22 protein-coding genes are annotated in these 22,730 nt (G+C 55.1%); 16 read left to right on the top strand and 6 right to left on the bottom strand.

Features of this window, described 5'->3' with window-relative positions; translation table 11 throughout:
• The first annotated feature begins 99 nt into the window (after window positions 1-99).
• Together tehA and tehB are read left to right on the top strand one after the other, a co-directional pair.
• Window positions 100-1,113 (top strand): dicarboxylate transporter/tellurite-resistance protein TehA, encoded by a 1,014-nt coding sequence (gene tehA / locus F8561_RS12120; RefSeq protein ID WP_151887505.1) that lies wholly within the window; start codon window positions 100-102, stop codon window positions 1,111-1,113.
• Window positions 1,103-1,696, top strand: a complete 594-nt coding sequence (gene tehB, locus F8561_RS12115) for a tellurite resistance methyltransferase TehB (protein ID WP_032681029.1) — start codon at window positions 1,103-1,105, stop codon at window positions 1,694-1,696. The genes tehA and tehB overlap by 11 nt, the downstream gene beginning before the upstream one ends.
• Here the strand turns inward: tehB and pepT are convergent.
• Complete coding sequence (pepT, locus tag F8561_RS12110) at window positions 1,693-2,922, bottom strand: peptidase T (protein ID WP_020884177.1); 1,230 nt, start codon at window positions 2,920-2,922, stop codon at window positions 1,693-1,695. The two genes, tehB and pepT, sit on opposite strands and share 4 nt — an antisense overlap.
• Before the next feature lie 111 nt (window positions 2,923-3,033).
• Between pepT and F8561_RS12105 the strand changes: the two genes are divergently transcribed.
• Both F8561_RS12105 and F8561_RS12100 read left to right on the top strand, forming a co-directional pair.
• Entirely contained in the window at window positions 3,034-4,629 is a 1,596-nt protein-coding gene (locus F8561_RS12105) for an ABC transporter substrate-binding protein (RefSeq protein ID WP_032678134.1), read from the top strand.
• 135 nt (window positions 4,630-4,764) lie between these two features.
• On the top strand, window positions 4,765-5,439 hold the full coding sequence (locus F8561_RS12100; RefSeq protein WP_020884175.1) for a DUF3313 domain-containing protein: 675 nt from the start codon (window positions 4,765-4,767) through the stop codon (window positions 5,437-5,439).
• Between the two features lie 33 nt (window positions 5,440-5,472).
• Here the strand turns inward: F8561_RS12100 and F8561_RS12095 are convergent, their stop codons facing one another.
• Window positions 5,473-6,369 carry a DMT family transporter gene (locus tag F8561_RS12095; protein ID WP_014170023.1) on the bottom strand — a complete coding sequence of 299 codons (897 nt, stop codon included), beginning with the start codon at window positions 6,367-6,369 and terminating at the stop codon, window positions 5,473-5,475.
• A 173-nt stretch (window positions 6,370-6,542) separates the two neighbouring features.
• Between F8561_RS12095 and F8561_RS12090 the strand changes: the two genes are divergently transcribed.
• Entirely contained in the window at window positions 6,543-7,415 is an 873-nt protein-coding gene (locus tag F8561_RS12090) for a helix-turn-helix domain-containing protein (protein WP_025204220.1), read from the top strand.
• Here F8561_RS12090 and F8561_RS12085 read toward each other — a convergent pair.
• On the bottom strand, window positions 7,395-8,561 hold the full coding sequence (locus F8561_RS12085) for a benzoate/H(+) symporter BenE family transporter (RefSeq protein ID WP_151887504.1): 1,167 nt from the start codon (window positions 8,559-8,561) through the stop codon (window positions 7,395-7,397). The two genes, F8561_RS12090 and F8561_RS12085, sit on opposite strands and share 21 nt — an antisense overlap.
• Before the next feature lie 92 nt (window positions 8,562-8,653).
• On the opposite strand from F8561_RS12085, the gene F8561_RS12080 reads away from it, so the two are divergent.
• The gene (locus F8561_RS12080) at window positions 8,654-9,181 is read left to right on the top strand and encodes a helix-turn-helix domain-containing protein (protein ID WP_014170026.1); all 528 of its coding nucleotides are present in this window, start codon (window positions 8,654-8,656) and stop codon (window positions 9,179-9,181) included.
• Window positions 9,182-9,261: 80 nt separating this feature from the next.
• Entirely contained in the window at window positions 9,262-11,226 is a 1,965-nt protein-coding gene (locus F8561_RS12075) for a peptidase U32 family protein (protein ID WP_047744637.1), read from the top strand.
• On the opposite strand, the gene F8561_RS12070 is transcribed toward F8561_RS12075, so the two are convergent.
• The gene (locus F8561_RS12070) at window positions 11,227-11,457 is read right to left on the bottom strand and encodes a DUF2554 family protein (protein ID WP_025204219.1); all 231 of its coding nucleotides are present in this window, start codon (window positions 11,455-11,457) and stop codon (window positions 11,227-11,229) included.
• Between the two features lie 242 nt (window positions 11,458-11,699).
• Between F8561_RS12070 and F8561_RS12065 the strand changes: the two genes are divergently transcribed.
• A complete protein-coding gene (locus F8561_RS12065; protein WP_014170029.1) occupies window positions 11,700-12,062 on the top strand; it encodes a hypothetical protein in 363 nt (120 codons plus the stop codon).
• A 158-nt stretch (window positions 12,063-12,220) separates the two neighbouring features.
• Here F8561_RS12065 and ftrA read toward each other — a convergent pair whose 3' ends face one another.
• A complete protein-coding gene (ftrA, locus tag F8561_RS12060; RefSeq protein ID WP_032670382.1) occupies window positions 12,221-13,222 on the bottom strand; it encodes a transcriptional regulator FtrA in 1,002 nt (333 codons plus the stop codon).
• A gap of 73 nt (window positions 13,223-13,295) precedes the next feature.
• Between ftrA and F8561_RS12055 the strand changes: the two genes are divergently transcribed.
• The 8 genes from F8561_RS12055 to zinT all read left to right on the top strand — a co-directional run bounded on the left by F8561_RS12055 (window position 13,296) and on the right by zinT (window position 21,312).
• A complete protein-coding gene (locus F8561_RS12055; RefSeq protein ID WP_151887503.1) occupies window positions 13,296-13,709 on the top strand; it encodes a rhodanese-like domain-containing protein in 414 nt (137 codons plus the stop codon).
• 156 nt (window positions 13,710-13,865) lie between these two features.
• Complete coding sequence (locus tag F8561_RS12050) at window positions 13,866-14,969, top strand: cobalamin-independent methionine synthase II family protein (RefSeq protein WP_047356507.1); 1,104 nt, start codon at window positions 13,866-13,868, stop codon at window positions 14,967-14,969.
• Between the two features lie 203 nt (window positions 14,970-15,172).
• Complete coding sequence (gene urtA, locus F8561_RS12045; RefSeq protein WP_020884166.1) at window positions 15,173-16,444, top strand: urea ABC transporter substrate-binding protein; 1,272 nt, start codon at window positions 15,173-15,175, stop codon at window positions 16,442-16,444.
• A gap of 24 nt (window positions 16,445-16,468) precedes the next feature.
• Window positions 16,469-18,043 (top strand): urea ABC transporter permease subunit UrtB, encoded by a 1,575-nt coding sequence (gene urtB / locus F8561_RS12040; protein ID WP_151887502.1) that lies wholly within the window; start codon window positions 16,469-16,471, stop codon window positions 18,041-18,043.
• Window positions 18,043-19,116 carry an urea ABC transporter permease subunit UrtC gene (gene urtC / locus F8561_RS12035; RefSeq protein ID WP_044858652.1) on the top strand — a complete coding sequence of 358 codons (1,074 nt, stop codon included), beginning with the start codon at window positions 18,043-18,045 and terminating at the stop codon, window positions 19,114-19,116. The genes urtB and urtC overlap by 1 nt, the downstream gene beginning before the upstream one ends.
• Window positions 19,116-19,913: an urea ABC transporter ATP-binding protein UrtD gene (urtD, locus tag F8561_RS12030; protein WP_151887501.1), complete on the top strand. Its 798-nt coding sequence runs from the start codon at window positions 19,116-19,118 to the stop codon at window positions 19,911-19,913. Before urtC ends, urtD begins: the two co-directional genes overlap by 1 nt.
• A 9-nt stretch (window positions 19,914-19,922) precedes the next feature.
• Window positions 19,923-20,621, top strand: coding sequence for an urea ABC transporter ATP-binding subunit UrtE (gene urtE / locus F8561_RS12025; RefSeq protein WP_151887500.1), 699 nt, complete (start codon window positions 19,923-19,925; stop codon window positions 20,619-20,621).
• Between the two features lie 52 nt (window positions 20,622-20,673).
• Entirely contained in the window at window positions 20,674-21,312 is a 639-nt protein-coding gene (gene zinT / locus F8561_RS12020; RefSeq protein WP_151887499.1) for a metal-binding protein ZinT, read from the top strand.
• A gap of 48 nt (window positions 21,313-21,360) precedes the next feature.
• Here zinT and ydeE read toward each other — a convergent pair whose 3' ends face one another.
• On the bottom strand, window positions 21,361-22,554 hold the full coding sequence (ydeE, locus tag F8561_RS12015) for an efflux MFS transporter YdeE (protein WP_151887498.1): 1,194 nt from the start codon (window positions 22,552-22,554) through the stop codon (window positions 21,361-21,363).
• Window positions 22,555-22,730: the final 176 nt, after the last annotated feature.

Raw genomic sequence — 22,730 nt, 5'->3', positions numbered from 1 at the left:
CCACTAAACGTAGCAAACTTTCGGCGTTTCGTAGTGCTGGCATCCGTCGCGGAAACCCCTTAAAATGGCATTTAAAATACATTTTAAAAATTCAAATTAATGAATAAAAATAACAACGCTCAACAAGTGCTTAACCTGCCCGCGGGTTACTTCGGTATGGTGCTTGGCATCATTGGGATGGGGTTCGCCTGGCGATACGCCAGCACGCTCTGGCACGTGACGCGCTGGCCTGGTGAGAGCCTGGTGGCCCTTGCGATTGTGATTTGGTTTTTGCTGACGGTGGCGTTTATCGCCCGGGCGATCCGTTTCCCGCGAAGTGTGCTGGCCGAGATGCGCCACCCGGTGATGAGCAGTTTTGTCAGCCTTTTTCCCGCCACAACGATGCTGGTCGCCATCGGTTTTGTGCCCTGGCTGCGCCCGGTGTCACTGGTGTTATTTGGCGTCGGGGTGGTGATACAGCTGGCTTATGCTGCCTGGCAAAGCGCCGGATTATGGCGCGGTAACCATCCGCAAGAGGCCACCACGCCGGGGTTATATCTGCCCACGGTGGCAAACAACTTTATCAGCGCCATGGCGTGCGGCGCGCTGGGGTTTAACGATGCCGGACTGGTGTTTCTCGGGGCGGGCGTTTTTTCCTGGCTCAGCCTTGAGCCGGTGATTTTGCAACGACTTCGTAGCGCCGGGGAGTTGCCTTCCGCGCTGCGAACCTCGCTGGGTATTCAGCTGGCTCCCGCGCTGGTGGCCTGCAGCGCCTGGTTTAGCGTCAATGGCGGTGAGGCGGATACATTTGCCAAAATGCTGTTCGGCTACGGCCTGTTGCAACTGCTGTTTATGTTACGGCTGATGCCATGGTATTTATCCCAGCCGTTTAACGCCTCGTTCTGGAGCTTCTCGTTTGGCGTGTCGGCCCTTGCCACCACGGGGCTTCATCTTGGGCAGAGCAGTCCGTCGGGCTTTTTCCACGCCATTGCCGTCCCACTGTTTATCTTTACCAATGTCATCATCGGGATGCTGCTGGTACGAACGTTTATCTTGCTGATACAGGGCAAACTTCTGGTGCGCACTGATAAAGCGCTGCTTATGCAATCTGAGGAAAAAAATAATGGCTGTTGATGAAAATTACTTCACAGAGAAATATGGCTTAACCCGTACGCACTCAGAAGTGCTGTACAGCGCGGGCATTGTGAAACCGGGTAAAACGCTGGATCTGGGCTGTGGTAACGGGCGTAACAGCCTCTATCTGGCAGCCAACGGTTACGACGTGACCGCGTGGGATAAAAATCCACTGAGTATCGAGAATATTGAGCGCATCAAAGCGGAAGAAGGCATCGTAAACCTGCAGACGGCAATCAAAGATCTGAACAACCTGAGCTTTGAGGGCGAATACGATTTTATTCTCTCTACCGTGGTGCTGATGTTCCTGGAAGCGAAAACCATTCCGGGCCTGATCGGCAATATGCAGCGCTGCACCAGACCCGGCGGTTATAACCTGATTGTTGCCGCGATGGACACGGCGGATTACCCGTGCACCGTCGGCTTCCCGTTTGCGTTCAAAAGCGGTGAACTGAGCAACTACTACGAGGGCTGGGCGTTGCTCAAGTACAACGAAGAGGTGGGCGAACTGCACCGCACCGACGAGAACGGTAACCGCATTAAACTGCGTTTTGCCACGCTGCTGGCGCGCAAGCCCGCTTAACGGGCGGCCAGCAGGCAGAGCTGCAGGGCCGTGTTGTATGAGGCCTCGAACGACGACAGCGGCAAAAACTCAAACTTCGAGTGGAAGTTATGCGCGCCGGTGAAGAAGTTTGGCGTGAGCAGGCCTTTTGCCGAGAGCGCCGCGCCGTCAGTACCGCCGCGCATTGGCGTCGGTTTGGGCGTGATCCCAAGGGATTCCATGGCCTCAAACATCAGGTCGATAGCGCGACGATCCTCACCAATCGCATTGCTGATATTGCTGTAGGTATCTTCAATGCGATACTCCACCTTTGCCGTAGGATGCTGTCCGGCAATCAACGCCGCGACATCGGCAATCTGCTGCTTGCGGGCGGCAAACTGTGCTTTATCGAAATCACGGATATTCGCTTTTAAGACGGCCTCGTTTTGCCCCGCCTGAATGCCGTTAAACCAGATATAGCCTTCACGCCCCTCGGTGCATTCCGGGGTTTGCTGGCGGTCAAAATGGCTGATGAAGTCTGTCGCCATCAGCAGTGGGTTAACCAGCACGCCTTTGGCGGACATGGGGTGAGCCGTTACGCCGGTAAAGCGAATTTCTGCCGCCGCGGCGTTGAAGTTCTCGTAAACAATCTCACCCAGCTCACAGCAGTCGATGGTCCAGGCAAAATCAACGTCAAAACGGTTTAGATCCAGCGCCTTCGCGCCACACAGGCCGATCTCCTCATCCGGCACAAACGCGACCACAATGTCGCCATGCTGGTGTTCTGGCGTCAGGTTTTCCAGCAGCGTCATGACCACGGTGACGGCGGCTTTATTATCTGCGCCTAATACGCTGGTCCCGTCGCTGAAAATAATCTCTTCACCCGGGTAAGCCAGAATTTCCGGATGCTCTTTTACGCGTAACCAGATTGATTTCTCTTTATTCAAACAGAGGTCTTCACCCGTAAATTTTAATATTTGTGGATGAATATCCGGTGATAAACCGACATCGACGGTATCAATATGGGTAATAAAACCGATGCGTGGCGCCCCGGCTACATTACCTTTTTTAACCGCAGTAACCGTCGCGTATTCATCAATCACAATATCGTCTAAACCCAGCTGCGCCAGCTCCTGGGCCAGCTCACGCGCCATGTCGTGCTGGCCCGGCGTAGAGGGAAGGGTGTTCACTCTGGGATCGCTCTGGCTGGTGATGGCGAGATAGCGGAAGAAGCGGTGCGTTAATTGTCTGGAGAGTGCCGAGCCCATAGTGATTCCTTCTGTATTTATTTTTCAGGTGTTTGCTACATCACTTTAATGATATTTATGAAATGGCAAAAGAATTAATTAGCCGTCGAATTAAAAAGACAGGAATAAATGATGAAAAGCAAACTCACAATGTTAACGCTGGCACTTGCTGCGCTCACGGTCAGTTCCACCGTCGCGGCAAAAACGCTGGTGTATTGCTCTGAAGGATCGCCGGAAAATTTTAATCCTCAGTTATACACGTCGGGAACCAGCGTGGATGCCAGTGCCGTGCCGGTCTATAACCGGCTGGTCGATTTCAGGGCGGGTACAACGGAACTGGTCCCGAGCCTCGCGGAAGGTTGGGAGGTGAGCGAGGACGGCAAGGTTTATACCTTCCATCTGCGTAAAGGGGTGAAATTCCAGAGTAATAAATTGTTCAGGCCGACGCGCGACTTTAACGCCGACGACGTGATTTTCTCGTTTATGCGCCAGAAGGATGTAAATCATCCCTATCACAACGTCTCTAACGGCAGCTATTCCAACTTCGAGAGCCTTGAGTTCGGTAGCCTGATCACGGCCATTGATAAAGTCGATGAGTACACCGTGCGCTTTACGCTCGCCCATCCGGAAGCGCCGTTTGTCGCCGATCTGGCGTGGTATTTCGCCTCGATCCTGTCGGCGGAGTATGCCGACGCGATGCTGAAAGCCGGCACGCCGGAAAAGGTGGATATGGACCCGATTGGCACCGGGCCGTTTAAGCTGGCGCAGTACCAGAAAGATTCGCGCATCCTGTTCACTGCGTTTCCGGAGTACTGGCAGGGCAAATCGAAGCTGGATCGACTGGTGTTTAGCATCACGCCCGATGCCTCGGTGCGTTTTGCCAAAATCGAGAAGAACGAATGTCAGGTGATGCCGTTTCCAAACCCGGCGGACCTGCCGCGCATGAAGGCTAACAAAGACATTAATCTGATGAGTAAAGCCGGGCTGAATACCGGTTTTCTGGCCTTCAATACGCAAAAACCTCCGCTGGATAACGTGAAGGTTCGCCAGGCGCTGGCAATGGCCATCAATAAGCCGGCCATTATTGACGCGGTATTCCACGGCACCGGCACGGCGGCGAAAAACCTGCTGCCACCCGGCGTCTGGAGCGCCGACAGCGAACTGAAGGATTACGACTACGATCCTGAAAAAGCGAAAGCGTTGTTGAAGGAGGCTGGTTTTGCAAACGGCATCAGCATCGATTTATGGGCGATGCCGGTTCAGCGTCCCTACAATCCGAACGCAAAACGGATGGCGGAGATGATTCAGGCCGACTGGGCGAAGGTTGGCGTCCAGACCAAAATCGTCACCTATGAATGGGGCGAGTATCTTAAGCGGGTGAAGGGCGGTGAACACCAGGCCGCGCTGATGGGCTGGACCACCGCAACCGGCGACCCGGATAACTTCTTTGGTCCGTTATTTACCTGTACTTCGGCTAACGGTGGATCTAATTCCGCCAAATGGTGCTACAAACCATTTGATAAAATTATCGCTGAAGCGAAATCGATAACCGATCATGATAAACGCGTGGCGCTGTATAAAGAGGCTCAGCAGATGATGCATGACCAGATACCGGCAGTAATGATTGCCCATTCGACGATTTTTGAACCGGTGCGCAAGGAAGTCACGGGCTATGAAATCGATCCGTTCGGCAAGCATTTGTTCTGGCAGGTTGATATTAATCAGTAGTTTTTCACTGCCCGGCGTTCAGTCGGGCAATCTTTTCGCAATTTGTGCTGCTTACATCATTTTTTGTCACAACAAACCCGCCAGACTTTTGCTATAACTTCAAATGCATACTTGCAGATAACATGGAATACCATCATGCGTACTCACACTTTTTTTAAAGTTGCAGTGCTTTCTGGTCTGTTGGCGTTAGCGGGCTGTTCGTCTAAAGTCGCCGCCCCCGAACAATATTCAGGCTTTTTAAAAGATTATTCTGGATTGCAGCAAACAACGTCCGCAACGGGTAAACCGACGCTGCGTTGGGTCGACCCGTCGTATAACGAGGCAAATTACGACAGTATTTTATGGACGCCAATCACCTATTATCCAGCGCCAAAACCAACGACCCAAATTGGTCAAAAAACGCTTGATGAGCTTCTGGCTTATACCAACACCAAAATGAAAGCGGCAATCAGCCAGCGTAAACCTGTTGTTACGACACCAGGTAAACACAGCCTGATCTTCCGCGGTGCGATTACCGGTGTGAGTTCGCAGAAAGAAGGTCTGCAGTTCTATGAAGTAGTGCCCGTCGCGTTAGTGGTTGCAGGTACGCAGATGGCAACGGGGCACCGCACCATGGATACCCATCTCTTCTTCGAAGGCGAGCTGATTGATTCGGCGACGAATAAGCCGGTCATGAAGGTCGTGCGTAAAGGCGAAGGTAAAGAGCTGGCGAACGAAAACACGCCAATGGGCTTCGCAACGTTAAAACAGGTTGTGGATGACATGGCGACGGATGCCACCATGTTTGATGTTAAGAAAACCGCGAAATAATCAAAACGGCCTGCAGCAATGCAGGCCTTTTTTTTATGCCATACGCAAACGTCTGAACCAGGTTTCCGGTTTCGTAAACATCACCATATTCCCGCCCAGAATCAGCAGTAATCCAATGATGCCGTTGAGATGCCACACGTAACCTTCATAGACCGTGGAGATGGACAGCGCCACCAGCGGGAAGAGCAGCGTACTGTATGCCGCTTTGCCCGGGCCAATGCGTCCCACCAGCGTGAAGTAGGCACCAAAAGCGATGACCGAACCAAAAATGGCGAGATAAAGCAGCGCGCCAATGTAACTCACCGTCCATTCGGGGATAAAACTGTCACCCCGGAACAGGGCAATGCAGCCCATAATGACCGTACCGTAAAACATCGCCCAGGCGTTGGTGGTCATGGTCTCCAGCCCTTTTCGCTGGTGGCGCATGCTGATCATATTGCCCAGCGAGAACCCGTAGGTCCCCAGTGCTGAAAGACCAATCCCCGTCAGCAGGGAGGCACTCCAGCCACTCGCCAGCAGGTCGTCCCAGAAGAGGGTGATGATCCCGATAAGCCCCAGGGCCGCCGCCGTCCAGAAGCGTGCGGGTGGGCGCTGACCGAAGAAAATAAAGCTGTTGATGGCGTTATACAGTACGGCCATCGAGAAAATCACCGACTCCAGCCCGGTATTGATGTGCGCGGCGGCGGTGTAAAAACACCAGAAGTTGAAGCAAAAAACGCAGCATCCCTGCAGCATGCAAAAGAGATGATCCCGCAAGGCCAGCTTACGAAGCCGACGCAGGGCAATTAAGACGATCATGATCGTGGCGCAGGCCACGGCAAAGCGCCAGAAAATTGACACCGGGGCTGCGACTGGCCCCTGTTGCAGGAAAATGGCAATCCAGGTTGTTCCCCATATCACCACCACCAGTCCATAGAGTAATGCGTTCATTGTTGCTCTCTTCCCACATACTGAAAAGTGCAGTCTGGCGCGAGTGGCATGACATTGCTTTCACCGATTTGCGGTGGACTTGCATATTCTTGCGCTTTTTTGTGGCTGCAGATCTGGCATCGTGGCGCAACACTTCATAGACTGAGAGTCTGATTACTCACCCGTTAATAGCTATGTCTCGCGCTTACGATACCTTTGAAACGCTACGCCAGCAGAACGCCGTGCTGCGTGAAACCGTTGCGCTGAATTCCGGTATTCAACTGGCAGCCTGGTACAACAAGCACGACACGATAACCGTGAAAAGTAATCACCATACCCTCAGCCTGTACGTGGCGGACGGTTATGAGAGCTATCAAAAAACGCCGGGCGGCTGGAAAAACGGCGGCGGCCCGGACCGTTTCTGTCTGATGCCAAAAGAGAGTGAATCGACGTGGGATATTCGCGATGATCTGTCGTTTGTCCATCTCTACTGCACCGATGAGCATCTGCGTGATGTCGGGGAAAAAATCTGGGACAAGCGCCCGCTGTCCCTGACGCTGGATGAAAAGATCTTCGGCAGCGACCCGAAAATTACCGCGCTTTACCGTCAGTTTTTGCTCGGCTGCGACTGGCAGCAAAAAGCTAACCAGCTCACCCTGAGTACCGCGTCTACGCTGTTGATGACCCACCTGTTACAGAATTACTCCAGCGTGCAGTGGAAGCTGCCGGTGGTGACCGGCGGGTTGTCACCGTTTGTGCTGCGTAACGTGCTGGCGTTTATCGAAGAGAACCTTTCCCAGCCGCTGACGCTGGCGGAACTGGCCGAACAGGCCGCGCTGAGCGAGTATCATTTCGCCAGAATGTTCCGTCAGTCCATGGGGCTGGCGCCACATCAGTACGTGATGCAGCGTCGAATGGAGAAAGCCAAAGCGCTGGTGCAGCACACAACCACACCACTCACGGATATCGCGCTGGCCTGCGGGTTTAACTCCGCCAGCCATTTCAGTAACCGCTTTCGCAGCATGATGGGCATAACGCCCTCGCAGCTACGCGCGGCGAAGGTGTGAAAAGACCGTATAACATACGCCGCCCAGCACCAGCCCCCAGAACGCAGAGCCAATACCCAGGATCGTGACGCCGCTGGCGGTCATCAGAAAGGTGACAATTGCCGCGTCGCGCTCCGTTTCGTTGTTCAATGCCTGATACAAGCTCCCGCTGATGGTGCCCAGCAGCGCCAGGCCGGCGAGCATCTGGATCCAGCTCAGGGGAAGGGAGGCCATCAGCCCGGAAATGGATCCGCCAAAAATGCCCGCCAGCAGATAAAACCCGCCTGCGGCCACGGCGGCAAGCCAGCGTTTGCTGGCATCCGGGTGCGCATCCGGGCTCTGGCAAATCGCAGCGGTGATCGCGGCGATACAGATGGAAAAGACGCCGAGCGGGGATAACACCAGTGCCAGCCCTCCGGTGACGATCATCAGCGGTGATACGGCCAGAGGATAGCCGGAAGCGTGCATCGTGGCGAAGCCCGGCGCATTCTGGGACGCCATGGTGACCAGGAAGAAGGGCACGCCAATGCTTATCAGACTGGTTAACGTAAAGGTCGGCGCGATAAACGTGGGCATCACCACGGAAAGGGTTAACTCTTTTGTGACAACGTCACCTCCCGCCCAGGCCACCATACTGCCCACCAGCAACGTGGCGACAATGGCGTAGCGGGGTGCCAGCGCTTTGGCGAACAGCCATGCCGCCAGCATGCTGCCGCACAGTAAAAAATGCCCCTCAAGATTGCTGAACGCCTGCAGTCCAAACCTGAGCAGCACCCCGGCGAGCATAGCGGCGGCAAGGGAATGCGGGATAAGCTTCATCAGGCGAGCAAACAACCCGGTTACGCCGCACAGCAGAATGAGCGCGTTGGCAAAGATGAAAATCCCGATGGTCTCGGCAAGCGTTACCCCATGCAGACTGGTGGCTAATAGCGCCGCGCCTGGTGTAGACCAGGCGGTAAGCACCGGGGCTTTATACCACCAGGAAAGCGCCAGCGTGCTGACCCCCATACCTATCCCCAGGGCCGTCATCCAGCCGGCGATCTGCTGCGCGTTTGCGCCTGCGGCAGCAGCGGCTTGCCAGATAATGGCGGCGGAACTGGCATATCCAACCAGAACGGCGACAAAACCGGCGAGAACGGCAGGAAAGAGTGAGGATGAAGGGCGCATAAAAACTCCGTTGTGCGTTATAACGTCCACTTTAAGGTAACACTGTGCGTTATAGCGTACAAGTGGTATGATCGGTCGCATCAGGAGGGAACATGGACATCACACAACATCTTGCTTACACACTGAAAACCGAGCGTCAGGCGCGTGGCTGGAGCCTCGCCAGACTGGCGGAAGAGACCGGCGTTTCAAAGGCCATGCTCGGGCAAATCGAGCGCAATGAATCCAGCCCGACGGTATCCACGTTGTGGAAAATCGCCACGGGGCTGAACATCCCTTTTTCTGCCTTCATCACGCCGGCAGCTGACAGGCAGGCGGTATTCGACCCGGAACAGCAGGCGATGGTGGTGAAACCGTTATTCCCGTGGGATGAGACGCTAAAGTTTGACCACTTTTCGATAACCCTCGCTGCCGGCGCCCTGAGCGAATCCACGCCCCACGAGGCTGGCGTGATTGAACACGTGGTGGTGATCAGCGGCGAACTGGAGATGAACATCGATGGCGAGTGGCAGACCATTACTGCCGATTCGGGGGTGCGTTTTGCCGGGGATAAACCGCACGCCTACCGCAACAGCAGCGACCGGCCGGTGCATTTTCACTCCCTGATCCATTATCCCCGCTGAAGCGACGCAAAACTGTTTCGCTGCCGCATACTTCTGACTACAATAGCCGCCATTTTGACCATAACGGATAACGACGAAGTATGCGCCTGCAATCCCATCATCTCGAACTTTTAAGCCCGGCCCGCGACGCCACCATCGCCCGTGAAGCGATCCTTCATGGTGCTGATGCCGTCTACATTGGTGGACCTGGCTTTGGTGCCCGCCATAACGCCAGCAACAGCCTGAGCGATATTGCTGAACTGGTGCCGTTCGCCCATCGCTTTGGGGCGAAAGTGTTCGTGACCCTGAACACCATTCTGCATGATGATGAGCTGGAGCCTGCGCAACGTTTAATTACCGATCTCTACCAGACCGGCGTCGATGCCCTGATTGTGCAGGATATGGGCGTGCTGGAGCTGGATATTCCCCCCATTGAACTGCACGCCAGTACCCAGTGCGATATCCGCACGGTAGAGAAGGCGAAGTTTCTTTCTGACGTGGGTTTTTCCCAGATCGTGCTGGCGCGTGAGCTGAACCTGAACCAGATCCGCGATATTCACCAGGCGACCGACGCAACCATTGAATTCTTTATCCACGGCGCGCTGTGCGTCGCCTATTCTGGTCAGTGCAATATTTCCCACGCCCAGACGGGGCGCAGCGCCAACCGCGGCGACTGCTCTCAGGCCTGTCGTCTGCCGTATACCCTGAAAGACGATCAGGGCCGCGTTGTGGCGTTCGAAAAACACCTGCTCTCGATGAAAGATAACGATCAGACCGCCAACCTGGGTGCGCTGATTGACGCCGGCGTGCGCTCCTTCAAGATTGAAGGGCGTTATAAAGACATGAGCTACGTGAAGAACATCACCGCTCACTATCGTCAGATGCTGGATGCCATCATTGAAGATCGCGGTGACCTGGCGCGTGCGTCGGCCGGTCGTACCGAGCATTTCTTTATTCCGTCAACGGACAAAACTTTCCACCGCGGCAGCACTGACTACTTTGTGAATGCCCGTAAAGGGGATATCGGTGCGTTTGATTCACCGAAGTTTATCGGTTTACCGGTGGGTGAAGTGCTGAAAGTGGCAAAAGATCACCTCGACGTGGAAGTGACCGAGCCGCTGGCCAACGGCGATGGCCTGAACGTGATGATCAAGCGTGAAGTGGTGGGCTTCCGTGCGAATACGGTGGAAAAAACCGGTGAAAATCGCTATCGCGTATGGCCAAACGAGATGCCTGCGGATCTCTACAAAGCGCGCCCTAACGCGGCACTGAACCGTAATCTTGACCACAACTGGCAGCAGGCGCTACTGAAAACCTCGAGCGAACGCCGTATCGCGGTGGACATTGAACTGGGCGGCTGGGAAGAGCAGCTGATCCTGACCATGACCTGTGAAGACGGTATCAGCGTAACGCACACGCTTGATGGTCTGTTCGAGGTGGCAAACAACGCGGAAAAAGCCCTTAACAACCTGAAGGATGGCGTGGCGAAGCTGGGGCAGACCCTTTACTACGCGCGTCATATCGACGTTAACCTGCCGGATGCCCTGTTTGTTCCGAACAGCCTGCTGAACCAGTTCCGCCGCGAGACGGCAGAAATGCTGGATGCCGCCCGCCTGGCTAACTATCCACGCGGCAGCCGCAAGGCCGAAACCGTTCCTGCGCCGGTTTACCCTGACACGCACTTGTCCTTCCTGGCGAACGTCTATAACCACAAAGCGCGTGAATTCTATCACCGTCACGGCGTACAGCTGATTGACGCAGCCTATGAAGCGCATGAAGAGAAGGGCGATGTGCCGGTGATGATCACCAAGCACTGTCTGCGCTTCGCCTTCAACCTCTGCCCGAAACAGGCGAAAGGGAATATTAAAAGCTGGAAGGCCACACCGATGCAGCTGGTGAATGGCGACGAAGTGCTGACCCTGAAATTTGACTGCCGTCCGTGCGAAATGCATGTGATTGGCAAGATGAAAAATCATATTTTCAAAATGCCGTCACCGGGTAGCGTTGTGGCCTCCGTGAGCCCGGACGATTTAATGAAAACCCTGCCGAAGCGTAAGGGTAATTAATTACCGAAAGTGCGTGTCTGGTTTGCGCGATTTCTGCCACAGGTGGTGTTCGCGCAAACCTTCCGCTGACTCTTCGGCAACGCTGCGTAATTCATCGCTATCCGCTTCATGGCGGAGCTGATGTTCCACATTCTTTACCCACACATATTCATGGCCTTTATGTCCTGCCATGAGCTGACCTGAAAATAATCCACACACCAGCAATATCAGCGTTAACCCTTTTCTCATCATTATTTCACCGTTGAATGCCATCGCGGGACTATCATGCCAATAATTTCTTCGGGAAATTATTCAAAAATTCAAATTAGCGCAAAGAGAGTGTCAAATTCTGTGCGGCGACAGCCGTGATGAGACTTTTCCTAAAATTAGCATCAAGTTTGTTAACCGCCAATTCTGGTACGTAATTAGCCACTAGCTTTAAGGATAAATCCTATATAATGGTTAAACTCTGGCTAAGGAATGGGTCTTGTTAAATGAAAAAAATGATAGCGCTTGCGCTGCTGGTGGTTGCTGTTGGGGCGGGTGCAGGTATTTACTCTATTAGTAATGACGAACCAGAATATATTCAGTCCGCGAAAGCGCGTGTTGGGTCATATTTAACCAGCGATTACGGACGCGTGGCCTGTAATAGCACCAGAATTGATGACCAGCGCTGGCAATTAGGCTGCACCAATCAGGCAAGAGGTAAAACATTCGAGTTCGCGGTTTATCCGTCTGAAAAAGCACCGTATGGTGTGTCGCGTTCGTTTTATCTGGAAGCCATCAATGATGATGCAAAACAGAGCGCGGAGCAGGGTCTGATGCGTTATTTGCAAATCAATACCAAAGCGGGTTAATCAGGCTGTTTACCTTTCATTGAGACTATGGATGTTAGTTTGTAAGAGATCCGCTGCCCGGCCATGGAGTGTCGGGACGTAGAGACCAAAATACAAATCTATCCATGCAAGCATTTACCGCCATATTATGGCGGTTTTTTTTGTCTGCAATCCGGCCACTAGCGGGCAGGACGCGAATAGTGTTTGCGATACTGGGCCGGTGAAAGGGCGAACTGCTGCCGAAAATGGTGACGCAGGGTCGATGCCTGACCGAATCCGGTCTGCTCCGCGATGCTGTCGATACTTAAACGACTGCTTTCCAGATAATCTTTTGCCCTCAGCAGGCGCTCATTGAGCAGCCAGCGCGCGGGCGTGGTGCCGGTCGCATCCTGAAAGCGGCGCAGAAAGGTGCGTTGACTCATGCCGACCCGACGCGCCAGTGAATCAACGCTGTGCGATACGGCAAGATGGGTGTGCAGAAAATCAAACAGCTGACCGAGACGCTGACTTTCGCGCAGTTGCGCCACCGGGCGGCTTAGCTGCTGCGGCTGTGAGCCATCCCGGTGCGGGGGAATGACCAGACGACGCGCTACGGTGTTGGCGATTTCCATCCCATAATCCCGCCGGACTACGTGCAGGCATAAATCGATACCTGCCGCGCTGCCCGCCGAGGTGAGAATGTCGCCGTCGTCCTGATAAAGTACATCTTCAACCACCTCGATGGCCGGGTACCGGGCCTTAAGCGCCTCAATATAGCGCCAGTGCGTTGTGGCTTTACGCCCATCCAGCAGCCCGGCAGCGGCAAGAACAAACACGCCAGAACAGATCGACAAAAGCTGGCATCCCCGCGCATTGGCCTTACGTAATGCCGCGCAGAGCGCGGGCGGAACCGGTGAATCCAGTCCTCGCCAGCCGGGCACAACGATCAGGTCGGCCGTCTCAAGCAGGGTTAAATCGCCGTCGGTGATGAGGCGAATCCCCCCGGTCGCCCGAAGTTCACCGCTGTCTACGCCCGCCACGGCAAAACGATACCATTCGTCTCCCAGTTCCGGACGCGGCAGACCAAAGATTTCCACTGCCACGCCAAACTCAAAGGTACACAAACCGTCATACGCCAGCACAATGACCTGAGGGCGGGAAATCTGTCTTAAGTTTGTCATCTTTTTGCTGTTTTCTGGCATAAGCGAGCGCATTCACGGGCTGAATTTGTGGATAGAGTAGTGTTAACACAAACGCCAAAGATGAGGAAGGATCATGAGTTATGTTACTGAATTTCCGGCTGCTGAACCCCAGGAAGCCGTTACCCATTTTCTGCGCCGCCTGAGCGTCGAGACCGATTGCGCCGATGTGCATCATGCCATCACGAATCATGAACAGGATTTCGTCCTGCTGCACGTCGTCGGGAGCCCGCAGCAGTTCGCCCGCCGTCACGTTCCCGGTGCGCTACATATGCCGTGGCGTCAGATCACCCCCGAAGGCATGGCCCAGTGGCCTGACGGCACGCTGTTTGTGGTCTATTGCGCCGGGCCTCACTGCAACGGTGCGGACAGAGCCGCGCTGAAGCTGGCGCGTCTGGGGCTGCCGGTGAAAATTATGCTCGGTGGGATCACCGGCTGGGAAGATGAAAAGTTTGAGTTTGCGAGCCAGGAATCGCTGTCCGCACTGTGAAGATGAATTTTTTTCAACACCCGTGAAATTTTCTCGTTTGCCGGCTGGCGGCAGGTATGACATCTTTTTTGGACATTTAGACATCCAGAAGTCTAAAGATTCAAATAATGAATTATCACTGCAGGCAATTATTGTCGGCAGATAGAGGAGATTTCCATGCAACGACACCATGCCCCATACCGCGCCGATGTAGTTGGCAGCTTTTTACGTCCGGATGCCATCAAACAGGCTCGCCTGAAATTCGCCAGCGGCGAAATTGATGCCGGGCAGCTTCGTGCGGTTGAGGATGAGGCGATCCGCCATGTTGTCGAGCAGCAGTGCGCCTGTGGCTTGCATGTGGTGACCGACGGTGAATTTCGTCGTGCCTGGTGGCACTTTGATTTCTTCGACGGTCTGCAGGGTGTTGAGCGTTACGATTCTCAGCAGGGTATTCAGTTCAACGGTGTACAGACCAAAGCCCACGGCGTGCGCGTGACCGGCAAACTGGGCTTTGGCGATCACCCGATGCTGGAGGATTTCCGCTACCTGAAAAGCATTAGCGGCAATGCTCAGCCGAAGATGACCATTCCCAGCCCGAGCGTGCTGCATTTCCGCGGTGGACGCAAAGACATTGATGCGACGGTCTACCCGGATCTGAAGGACTATTTTGACGATCTGGCGACCACCTGGCGGGACGCGATTCGGGCGTTTTACGACGCGGGCTGCCGTTATCTGCAGCTGGATGACACTGTCTGGGCCTATCTCTGTTCGGACGATCAACGTCGTCAGATCCGCGAGCGTGGTGACGATGCCGACGAGCTGGCGCGTATATATGCCCGCGTTCTGAATAAGGCACTGGAGGGCAAGCCGGACGATCTCACCATCGGGCTGCATGTCTGTCGCGGAAACTTCCGTTCAACCTGGATTTCCGAAGGGGGCTATGAGCCGGTGGCTGAAGTGCTGTTCGGGACGGTCAACGTGGATGCCTTTTTCCTTGAGTACGACAATGACCGGAGCGGTGATTTTGCGCCACTGCGTTTTGTTCGCCCGGGCAAGCAGCAGGTGGTGCTCGGCCTTATCACCACCAAAAATGGCGAGCTGGAGAACCCGGAAGGGGTGAAGGCGCGTCTGGAGGAGGCGGCGAAATACGTGGCTAAAGAGCAGATTTGCCTGAGCCCGCAGTGCGGATTTGCCTCTACCGAAGAGGGCAACAGCCTGAGTGAAACCCAGCAGTGGGACAAAGTCCGCTTGGTGACGCAGATCGCCAGCGAAGTCTGGTAAACCCTCCGCCACAGCGCTGCATTATAAAAGTGCAGCGCTGTACCATTCTGAGTCGTTCTTTTTACATCCTTCATTACCTCTCCTGTCATAGCGCTTTATCCATCCTGGCATCCTTTTTGCTCTCTCTAAGCTGACGTTTTTATTTTCTGCGTCCACGCCGTAACGGACGCCTTTGCACAGCTTTCTTTTTCAGGAGTGAAAATATGCACCGTCGTACCTTATTAAAAGCCTTCGCATTGTCCGCGTCTGTCGTAGCTATGGGGATGAGTTTTGGCGCTCAGGCGGCCGATACCATCAAGGTGGGGATCATGCATTCCCTTTCCGGCACGATGGCGATTTCTGAAACGCCGCTTAAAGACGTTGCGCTGATGACCATCGATGAGATCAACGCCAAAGGGGGCGTGCTGGGTAAGAAGCTGGAACCGGTAGTGGTTGACCCGGCCTCGAACTGGCCGCTGTTTGCCGAAAAAGCGCGCCAGCTGTTGAGCCAGGACAAAGTAGCGGTGGTGTTTGGTTGCTGGACGTCGGTGTCGCGTAAATCGGTGCTGCCGGTGTTTGAGGAGCTGAACGGACTGCTGTTCTACCCGGTGCAGTATGAGGGTGAAGAGATGTCACCTAACGTCTTCTATACCGGTGCCGCGCCAAACCAGCAGGCTATCCCGGCGGTGGAGTACCTGATGAGTGAAGACGGAGGCAGCGCGAAACGCTTCTTCCTGTTAGGCACCGACTACGTTTATCCCCGCACCACGAACAAAATCTTGCGTGCTTTCCTGCATTCGAAAGGGGTGGAAGACAAAGACATTGAAGAGGTATACACCCCGTTTGGTCACAGCGATTACCAGACAATCGTTTCCAGTATCAAAAAATTCTCTGCCGGAGGGAAAACCGCGGTGGTTTCCACCATCAACGGCGACTCCAACGTTCCGTTCTATAAAGAGCTGGCTAACCAGGGCCTGAAAGCTACCGATGTTCCGGTTGTAGCCTTCTCCGTGGGAGAAGAGGAGCTGCGCGGGATCGACACCAAACCGCTGGTGGGCAACCTGGCGGCGTGGAACTACTTTGAGTCCGTTGATAACCCGACCAACCAGGCGTTTGTGGCGGATTACAAAGCGTATGCCAGGGCACACAAATTGCCGAACGCCGACACCGTGGTCACCAACGACCCGATGGAAGCCACCTACGTCGGGATCCACATGTGGGCGCAGGCGGTTGAAAAAGCAGGTACCACCGACGTCGATAAAGTTCGGGCGGCAATGGCCGGTCAGTCCTTCAAGGCACCTTCGGGCTTTACGCTCACCATGGATGCCACCAACCACCATCTGCATAAGCCGGTCATGATTGGCGAAATTGAAGGTAACGGCCAGTTTAATGTGGTCTGGCAGACGGAACAGCCGGTGCGCGCCCAGCCGTGGAGTCCCTTCATTGCCGGTAATGACAAAAAGCCCGATCAGCCGATGAAAACCGCCAGCAACTAAGTTATCACCGCAGGGAGAAAAGTCATGAACGCCATACGCACGATCATCGCTATTGTGTGGCTTACCGGACTGCTGCCAGGGATGGTGCAGGCATCGGATGCCGACCAATTCGTGGCCGCCAGTCGCAGCCAGCAGGCAGAACTGTTGACACAGTGGGCAACCGCGCCGGAGGCGGCACGGTTGCCGCTGCTCCAGGCGCTGCAGAGTGAAAGTCTCTACACCGACAGCCAGAAACATGCGTTTGCACAACGCCAGGGGGCAATGGTTCCCTTGGGTGAAACAAAAGCCGCAGCAGGCCAAACCAAAGCCGTGCGTCTGACCAACCGGCTGCGCAATCTGGTGGCGACGGCAATGGCAACCCATCAGCTCGTGAGTGACAGTGTCACGGAAAGGCGTGCGGCAGCCCGTCAACTCCAGCGGGATGCACAGCCTGAAATGCTTGATTTCCTGCAAAAACGGGTGAGCAGCGAAACGGATGATGTGGCCCGTCAGTCGCTGATGCTGGCGCTGGCGAACATCCAGCTGGCAAGTCCGCAGGCTGCGGTGCGCCTGAACGCTGTGGCGCTGTTAGGGCAATCAGACGATCCGGACGTTCAGTCCCGGCTGACGCCGTATACGCAGGCAGCAACGGAGCCGGATGCTGGCGTGCGTGCCGCCGCTGCCGAAAGTCTGAAACTGATTGAGCATCGCCTGATGTGGGGCGATCTGCTTGGTCAGGCGTTTATGGGACTCTCGCTGGGGTCGGTACTGTTGCTCGCCGCGCTGGGGCTGGCAATTACCTACGGCCTGCTGGGGGTGATTAACATGGCCCACGGGGAGATGCTGATGCTGGGCGCGTATGCCACCTGGATGGTTCAGCAGGTGATGGCCGGGCTCGCCCCACAGTGGCTGGCGCTCTACCCGATCGTTGCGCTGCCGGTGGCGTTTATTGTAACCGCCAGCATCGGGATGGTGCTTGAGCGTACCGTTATTCGTCATTTGTATGGCCGACCGCTGGAAACGCTGCTGGCGACATGGGGTATTAGCCTGATGATTATTCAGCTGGTACGCATGACGTTTGGCGCCCAGAACCTGGAGGTGGCAAACCCGACATGGCTGTCCGGTGGCGTGCAGGTGTTTGCCAATCTGACGCTGCCGTGGAACCGCATTGTGGTACTGGGTTTTGTGCTGCTGGTGCTGTTCTTCACGTGGCTCATTCTGAACAAAACCCGTCTTGGTCTGAACGTGCGCGCAGTGACGCAAAATCGCAGCATGGCGGCCTGCTGCGGGGTACCGACAGGTCGCGTCGATATGCTGGCCTTTGGGCTTGGCTCGGGGATTGCGGGTCTGGGGGGCGTGGCGTTATCGCAGTTAGGCAACGTTGGGCCAGAACTGGGCCAGGGTTACATCATCGACTCGTTCCTCGTGGTGGTGCTTGGCGGGGTGGGTCAACTGGCAGGTAGCGTGGCCGCGGCGTTTGGGCTGGGGATCTTTAATAAAATTCTCGAACCGCAAATGGGGGCAGTATTGGGCAAAATCCTGATCCTGGTGGCTATTATTCTGTTTATTCAGAAACGTCCGCAGGGGTTATTCGCACTGAAAGGGAGGGTTACTGACTGATGAGCCAGCCGCTTACCTTAACGCTGGCGCGCAAAGCGCCACGCACGACGCAGATAGCCGGTAGCCTGATCGTGGCCTGCCTGCTGATTTTACCGTTTTTCGCCTTACTGCCCGCGACGCATCCGCTGGCGATTTCGACCTGGATGCTCACGCTCACGGGTAAGATCCTCTGCTATGCCATTGTCGCCGTGGCGCTCGATCTGGTGTGGGGCTATGCCGGAATGCTCTCCCTGGGCCACGGTATCTTCTTCGCGCTGGGCGGCTATGCGATGGGCATGTACCTGATGCGCCAGGCGGCGGGTGACGGGCTGCCCGCGTTTATGTCGTTTCTCTCCTGGAGCGAACTGCCATGGTTCTGGTGGGGGACGCAGCACTTTGTCTGGGCACTGGTATTAATTGTGATGGTACCGGGGCTGCTGGCGCTGGTGTTTGGCTGGTTTGCCTTTCGCTCAAAAATCAAAGGGGTCTATTTTTCGATCATGACCCAGGCGCTGACGTACGCGGGGATGTTGCTGTTCTTTCGCAATGAAACCGGCTTTGGCGGGAATAACGGTTTTACCGGTTTTACCACGCTGCTTGGGTTTTCCATTACCGCGACCACCACCCGTATCGCGCTGTTTCTGGCTACCGTGATGCTGTTGCTGATAGCGCTGGGCACAGGCTTCGCGCTGGCGAAAAGTAAGTTCGGTCGCATTCTGACCGCGGTGCGTGATGCCGAAAACCGCCTGACGTTTTGCGGGTACGATCCCCGCGGTTTCAAGCTGCTGGTGTGGACACTTTCAGCCGTACTCTGCGGTCTGGCCGGCGCACTGTATGTGCCGCAGGTGGGCATTATCAACCCGGGTGAAATGTCGCCAACCAACTCGATTGAAGCGGCCATCTGGGTCGCGCTGGGGGGGCGCGGCACGCTGGTCGGCCCGGTGATAGGCGCGGCGCTGGTGAACGGTGCGAAGAGCGTCTTTACCGTTGCCCTGCCGGAATACTGGCAGCTGTTTCTGGGGCTGATTTTCATCGCCGTGACGCTGTTTTTACCGCGCGGTGTCTACGGTCTGTTTCGTAAGGGAGAACACTAATGCAGCCAGCCGAAGAATTATTTACCCGCCAGTTACCCGGGGATCGCTATCGCGACCAGACCGATCCGGTACTGCAACTTGAAGCCATCAACGTGAATTTCGATGGTTTTCAGGCGCTGACGGACCTCTCACTGAACATTGGCGTGGGTGAATTGCGCTGCGTGATTGGCCCCAACGGTGCGGGAAAAACGACATTAATGGACGTGATTACCGGCAAAACGCGGCCTAAAAGCGGCAGAGCGCTGTACGATCAGTCCATCGACCTGACGGCGCTTGAACCCGCCGAGATTGCCCGCCAGGGCATCGGACGTAAGTTCCAGAAGCCCACGGTCTTTGAAGCGCTCACGGTGTGGGAAAACCTTGAGATTGCGATGAAAACCGATAAATCCGTCTGGGCGAGCCTGCGGGCCAGACTCAACGGCGAGCAGCGGGACCGTATTGACGAGATGCTGCTCTTGCTGCGGCTTGGCGGTGAGCGCGATCGCCGCGCCGGGCTGCTTTCGCACGGGCAAAAGCAGTTTCTGGAGATTGGCATGCTGCTGGTGCAGGACCCGCATCTGCTGTTGCTGGATGAACCGGCGGCCGGAATGACCGACGCGGAGACCGACTATACGGCTGAGCTGTTCAGAACCCTTGCGGGCAAACACTCCCTGATGGTGGTCGAGCACGATATGGGCTTTGTCGAAACCATTGCCGATCACGTGACGGTGCTGCACCAGGGACGCGTGCTGGCGGAAGGGTCACTTCGCCAGGTACAGGCGAATGAGCAGGTCATAGAAGTCTATCTGGGACGCTAAGGAGCCGTCATGTTACAGGTGAACGAACTGAATCAGTATTACGGCGGCAGTCATATTCTGCGCGGGGTCAGTTTTGAAGCGGCGACCGGTGAAGTGACCTGTCTGCTGGGGCGCAACGGGGTGGGGAAAACCACGCTGCTGAAGTGTCTGATGGGCCTGATCCCGGTAAAAACAGGCGACATTATCTGGCAGGGAAAAAAAATCACCCACAGCAAACCGCACCAGCGCGTGCAGTCGGGTGTGGCCTATGTTCCGCAGGGGCGTGAGATTTTTCCACGCTTAACGGTCGAGGAGAATCTGTTGCTCGGGCTGTCACGCTTCCCCGCCCGCGACGCAAAGCGCGTCCCGGAAGATATCTGGCAGTTGTTCCCGGTGCTTAAAGAGATGAAGCATCGTCGTGGAGGCGATCTCTCCGGCGGTCAGCAGCAACAGCTGGCGATTGGTCGCGCCCTGGCGAGCCGGCCACAGCTGTTAATCCTCGATGAACCCACGGAAGGTATTCAGCCGTCGGTAATCAAAGAGATAGGCCTGGTGATCCGCCAACTGGCGGACAGAGGGGATATGGCAATCCTGCTCGTAGAGCAGTTTTACGATTTCGCCGCTGAACTTGCCGACAGCTATCTGCTGATGTCGCGCGGGACCATCATTCAGCGTGGACGGGGCGATACAATGGAACAAGAGGGCGTTCGCGGACTGGTTGCGATTTGAAGTGTTATATTATAACATCCTCATTCTCATAAAACGGAGTGAGGAGTTTGTTTTGGCTGCACATATTGGCAAATTTGCAATGACTCTGGGGCTGCTGCTGGTAAGCGGTCAGCTGTTTGCCCATTCGCATGGACATCAGATGACGGAAGCGGAACAGAAGGCGGCGAACGGCGTCTTTGAGGATAAAGACGTCAAAGACAGAAAGCTGTCTGACTGGGATGGGACATGGCAATCCGTCTATCCGTTTTTGCTCGATGGCGCGCTGGATCCGGTTTTTAAACAGAAAGCGCAGAAGGATAAAAAATCCTTCGACGAGGTGAAAGCTTACTACCGCACAGGGTATGCGACGGACGTTGAGGCTATCGGCATCGAAAACAACGTGATGGAATTCCACAAAGGTAAGGCTATCAGTCGCTGCCAGTATGATTACAGCGGCTATAAGATCCTGACTTATGCATCAGGTAAGAAAGGGGTTCGCTATCTGTTCGAGTGTAAAGATCCGGACAGCAAGGCGCCGAAGTTTGTCCAGTTCAGCGACCATACCATCGCCCCAAAAGCCTCTTCCCATTTCCATATCTTTATGGGCAACACCTCCCACGAGGCGCTGCTAAAAGAGATGGATAACTGGCCGACGTATTACCCGAACGAGATGTACAAACAGCAGGTGGTAGACGAGATGCTGCACCATTAATGGCCTGCCCGATGCCGGGTGGGCGTCATGCCGCCCGGCGTTGAGGACTTAAGCCACTTTCGGCATTTCGCACCACGCCTTCACGCTCATCCCGCGCAAAATCATCAGCCAGGCAATCACGATGGCAACCATCATGATCGCAAACAGTGACCAGTGCGGCAGATTGGTAAGGATAATACCGGTGATCATCGGGTTTGCCGCCGCCCCAAGCCAGCCCAGCGCCTGGGCAGAGAAGTAACTCGCTTTCATACCCGGCGGGGCAATATTGTCGATCAGCATATATTCGCCCGGTGCATAGATAATCTCACCCAGCGTAAACACTGCTGCCGCAATGCCCCAGTAGACCAGGTTTTCCCCGGAGAGCATAAAACCGCCCAGACCCAGGACGAAGAAGAGTGTTCCCGCCGTCATCAGCGGACGTATATTGGTGGCGGAGATCTTGCGACCGATAACGTATTGCAGGGTGACGACCACCGCAGCATTCACCGGCAGCACCACGGCGACCACGTTTTGCGCAAAGTTGCTGTCGGCATTCGCAGCCAGCACGTACTGCGAAATACAGCTGGCGAATGACCCGCCCACATACGACGCCAGCAGGCCGGAAAGGGTGTACCAGAAGAGGGCGCGGTCTTTAAGCAGTACTGACGGTTGCCACGGCATTTTCTCTTCGGTGGCATCGAGCGCAACGCTTTTTTGCACGAAGAAATGGATAAAACCGAGCGGCAGTGCGGCACAAAAAGCGGCCAGCCAGAACGGCAGCTGCAGGCTGTACATCACCAGTAAGGTGCCCACCGGCGGCCCGATCGTCCAGCCAATGTTCAGGAAGCTATAGTTTAGCGAGAAAACGCGCGCTTTTTGGCTCGAGGTTAGCACATCGGCAAACCAGGCCTTCAGCACCGTTGAAAACACCGAATAGGCGCAGTTAATCAGGGAAAAGAAGAGCACCACCAGCGTGACGTTATCCACCAGCGGGATAGCAACAAACCCGGCAATAAAGGCGACGATAGACATCAGCATGTAGCGCTTTTTATCAAACTTATCGGCGAGGATGCCAAACCCCATACTGAATACCACACCGACGGTAAGCGCAATCGTCAGGGCATAACCAATATTCTCAACGCTCATATTAAATACACGCGTGAGATAGATGGTCATAAACGGCAGCGTTGCCCCACGACCAATGGTTAATAATAACGACGACGCCAGCAGCGCTGCGGTTGAGCGCCTGAGTGATGGTTTCATATTCCTGCCTGACAATTGCGTTTGGTATTTTGAGCCGCAGAGATTCTGGCCGCGCTCGCTCGCCGCCATCCTGCAACGTGTATTATTTTAGGTATATATCAGGAGTATCACGACATAAGGGGCTTGTATAGCACCTAATTTATCCGTAAGTGCTTCAGTTGACTGCCAGAAATAAT

The organism is Enterobacter sp. 198, assembly GCF_009025585.1.
Classification (GTDB): domain Bacteria; phylum Pseudomonadota; class Gammaproteobacteria; order Enterobacterales; family Enterobacteriaceae; genus Enterobacter; species Enterobacter ludwigii.
The sequence above is the reverse complement of the archived record's forward strand: the minus strand, read 5'-3'. Positions and strand labels throughout refer to the sequence as shown.

What these genes read in the sequence shown, in the direction of transcription:
- ydeE (WP_151887498.1), bottom strand. Translation starts at nt 22,554, where the DNA reads ATGAAACCATCACTCAGGCGCTCAACCGCAGCGCTGCTGGCGTCGTCG.
- urtB (WP_151887502.1), top strand. Translation starts at nt 16,469, where the DNA reads ATGAACGCCATACGCACGATCATCGCTATTGTGTGGCTTACCGGACTG.
- F8561_RS12070 (WP_025204219.1), bottom strand. Translation starts at nt 11,457, where the DNA reads ATGATGAGAAAAGGGTTAACGCTGATATTGCTGGTGTGTGGATTATTT.
- pepT (WP_020884177.1), bottom strand. Translation starts at nt 2,922, where the DNA reads ATGGGCTCGGCACTCTCCAGACAATTAACGCACCGCTTCTTCCGCTAT.
- F8561_RS12065 (WP_014170029.1), top strand. Translation starts at nt 11,700, where the DNA reads ATGAAAAAAATGATAGCGCTTGCGCTGCTGGTGGTTGCTGTTGGGGCG.
- F8561_RS12055 (WP_151887503.1), top strand. Translation starts at nt 13,296, where the DNA reads ATGAGTTATGTTACTGAATTTCCGGCTGCTGAACCCCAGGAAGCCGTT.
- urtC (WP_044858652.1), top strand. Translation starts at nt 18,043, where the DNA reads ATGAGCCAGCCGCTTACCTTAACGCTGGCGCGCAAAGCGCCACGCACG.
- F8561_RS12105 (WP_032678134.1), top strand. Translation starts at nt 3,034, where the DNA reads ATGAAAAGCAAACTCACAATGTTAACGCTGGCACTTGCTGCGCTCACG.
- urtE (WP_151887500.1), top strand. Translation starts at nt 19,923, where the DNA reads ATGTTACAGGTGAACGAACTGAATCAGTATTACGGCGGCAGTCATATT.
- tehB (WP_032681029.1), top strand. Translation starts at nt 1,103, where the DNA reads ATGGCTGTTGATGAAAATTACTTCACAGAGAAATATGGCTTAACCCGT.
- F8561_RS12095 (WP_014170023.1), bottom strand. Translation starts at nt 6,369, where the DNA reads ATGAACGCATTACTCTATGGACTGGTGGTGGTGATATGGGGAACAACC.
- tehA (WP_151887505.1), top strand. Translation starts at nt 100, where the DNA reads ATGAATAAAAATAACAACGCTCAACAAGTGCTTAACCTGCCCGCGGGT.
- ftrA (WP_032670382.1), bottom strand. Translation starts at nt 13,222, where the DNA reads ATGCCAGAAAACAGCAAAAAGATGACAAACTTAAGACAGATTTCCCGC.
- F8561_RS12050 (WP_047356507.1), top strand. Translation starts at nt 13,866, where the DNA reads ATGCAACGACACCATGCCCCATACCGCGCCGATGTAGTTGGCAGCTTT.
- urtA (WP_020884166.1), top strand. Translation starts at nt 15,173, where the DNA reads ATGCACCGTCGTACCTTATTAAAAGCCTTCGCATTGTCCGCGTCTGTC.
- F8561_RS12085 (WP_151887504.1), bottom strand. Translation starts at nt 8,561, where the DNA reads ATGCGCCCTTCATCCTCACTCTTTCCTGCCGTTCTCGCCGGTTTTGTC.
- F8561_RS12080 (WP_014170026.1), top strand. Translation starts at nt 8,654, where the DNA reads ATGGACATCACACAACATCTTGCTTACACACTGAAAACCGAGCGTCAG.
- F8561_RS12090 (WP_025204220.1), top strand. Translation starts at nt 6,543, where the DNA reads ATGTCTCGCGCTTACGATACCTTTGAAACGCTACGCCAGCAGAACGCC.
- urtD (WP_151887501.1), top strand. Translation starts at nt 19,116, where the DNA reads ATGCAGCCAGCCGAAGAATTATTTACCCGCCAGTTACCCGGGGATCGC.
- F8561_RS12075 (WP_047744637.1), top strand. Translation starts at nt 9,262, where the DNA reads ATGCGCCTGCAATCCCATCATCTCGAACTTTTAAGCCCGGCCCGCGAC.
- F8561_RS12100 (WP_020884175.1), top strand. Translation starts at nt 4,765, where the DNA reads ATGCGTACTCACACTTTTTTTAAAGTTGCAGTGCTTTCTGGTCTGTTG.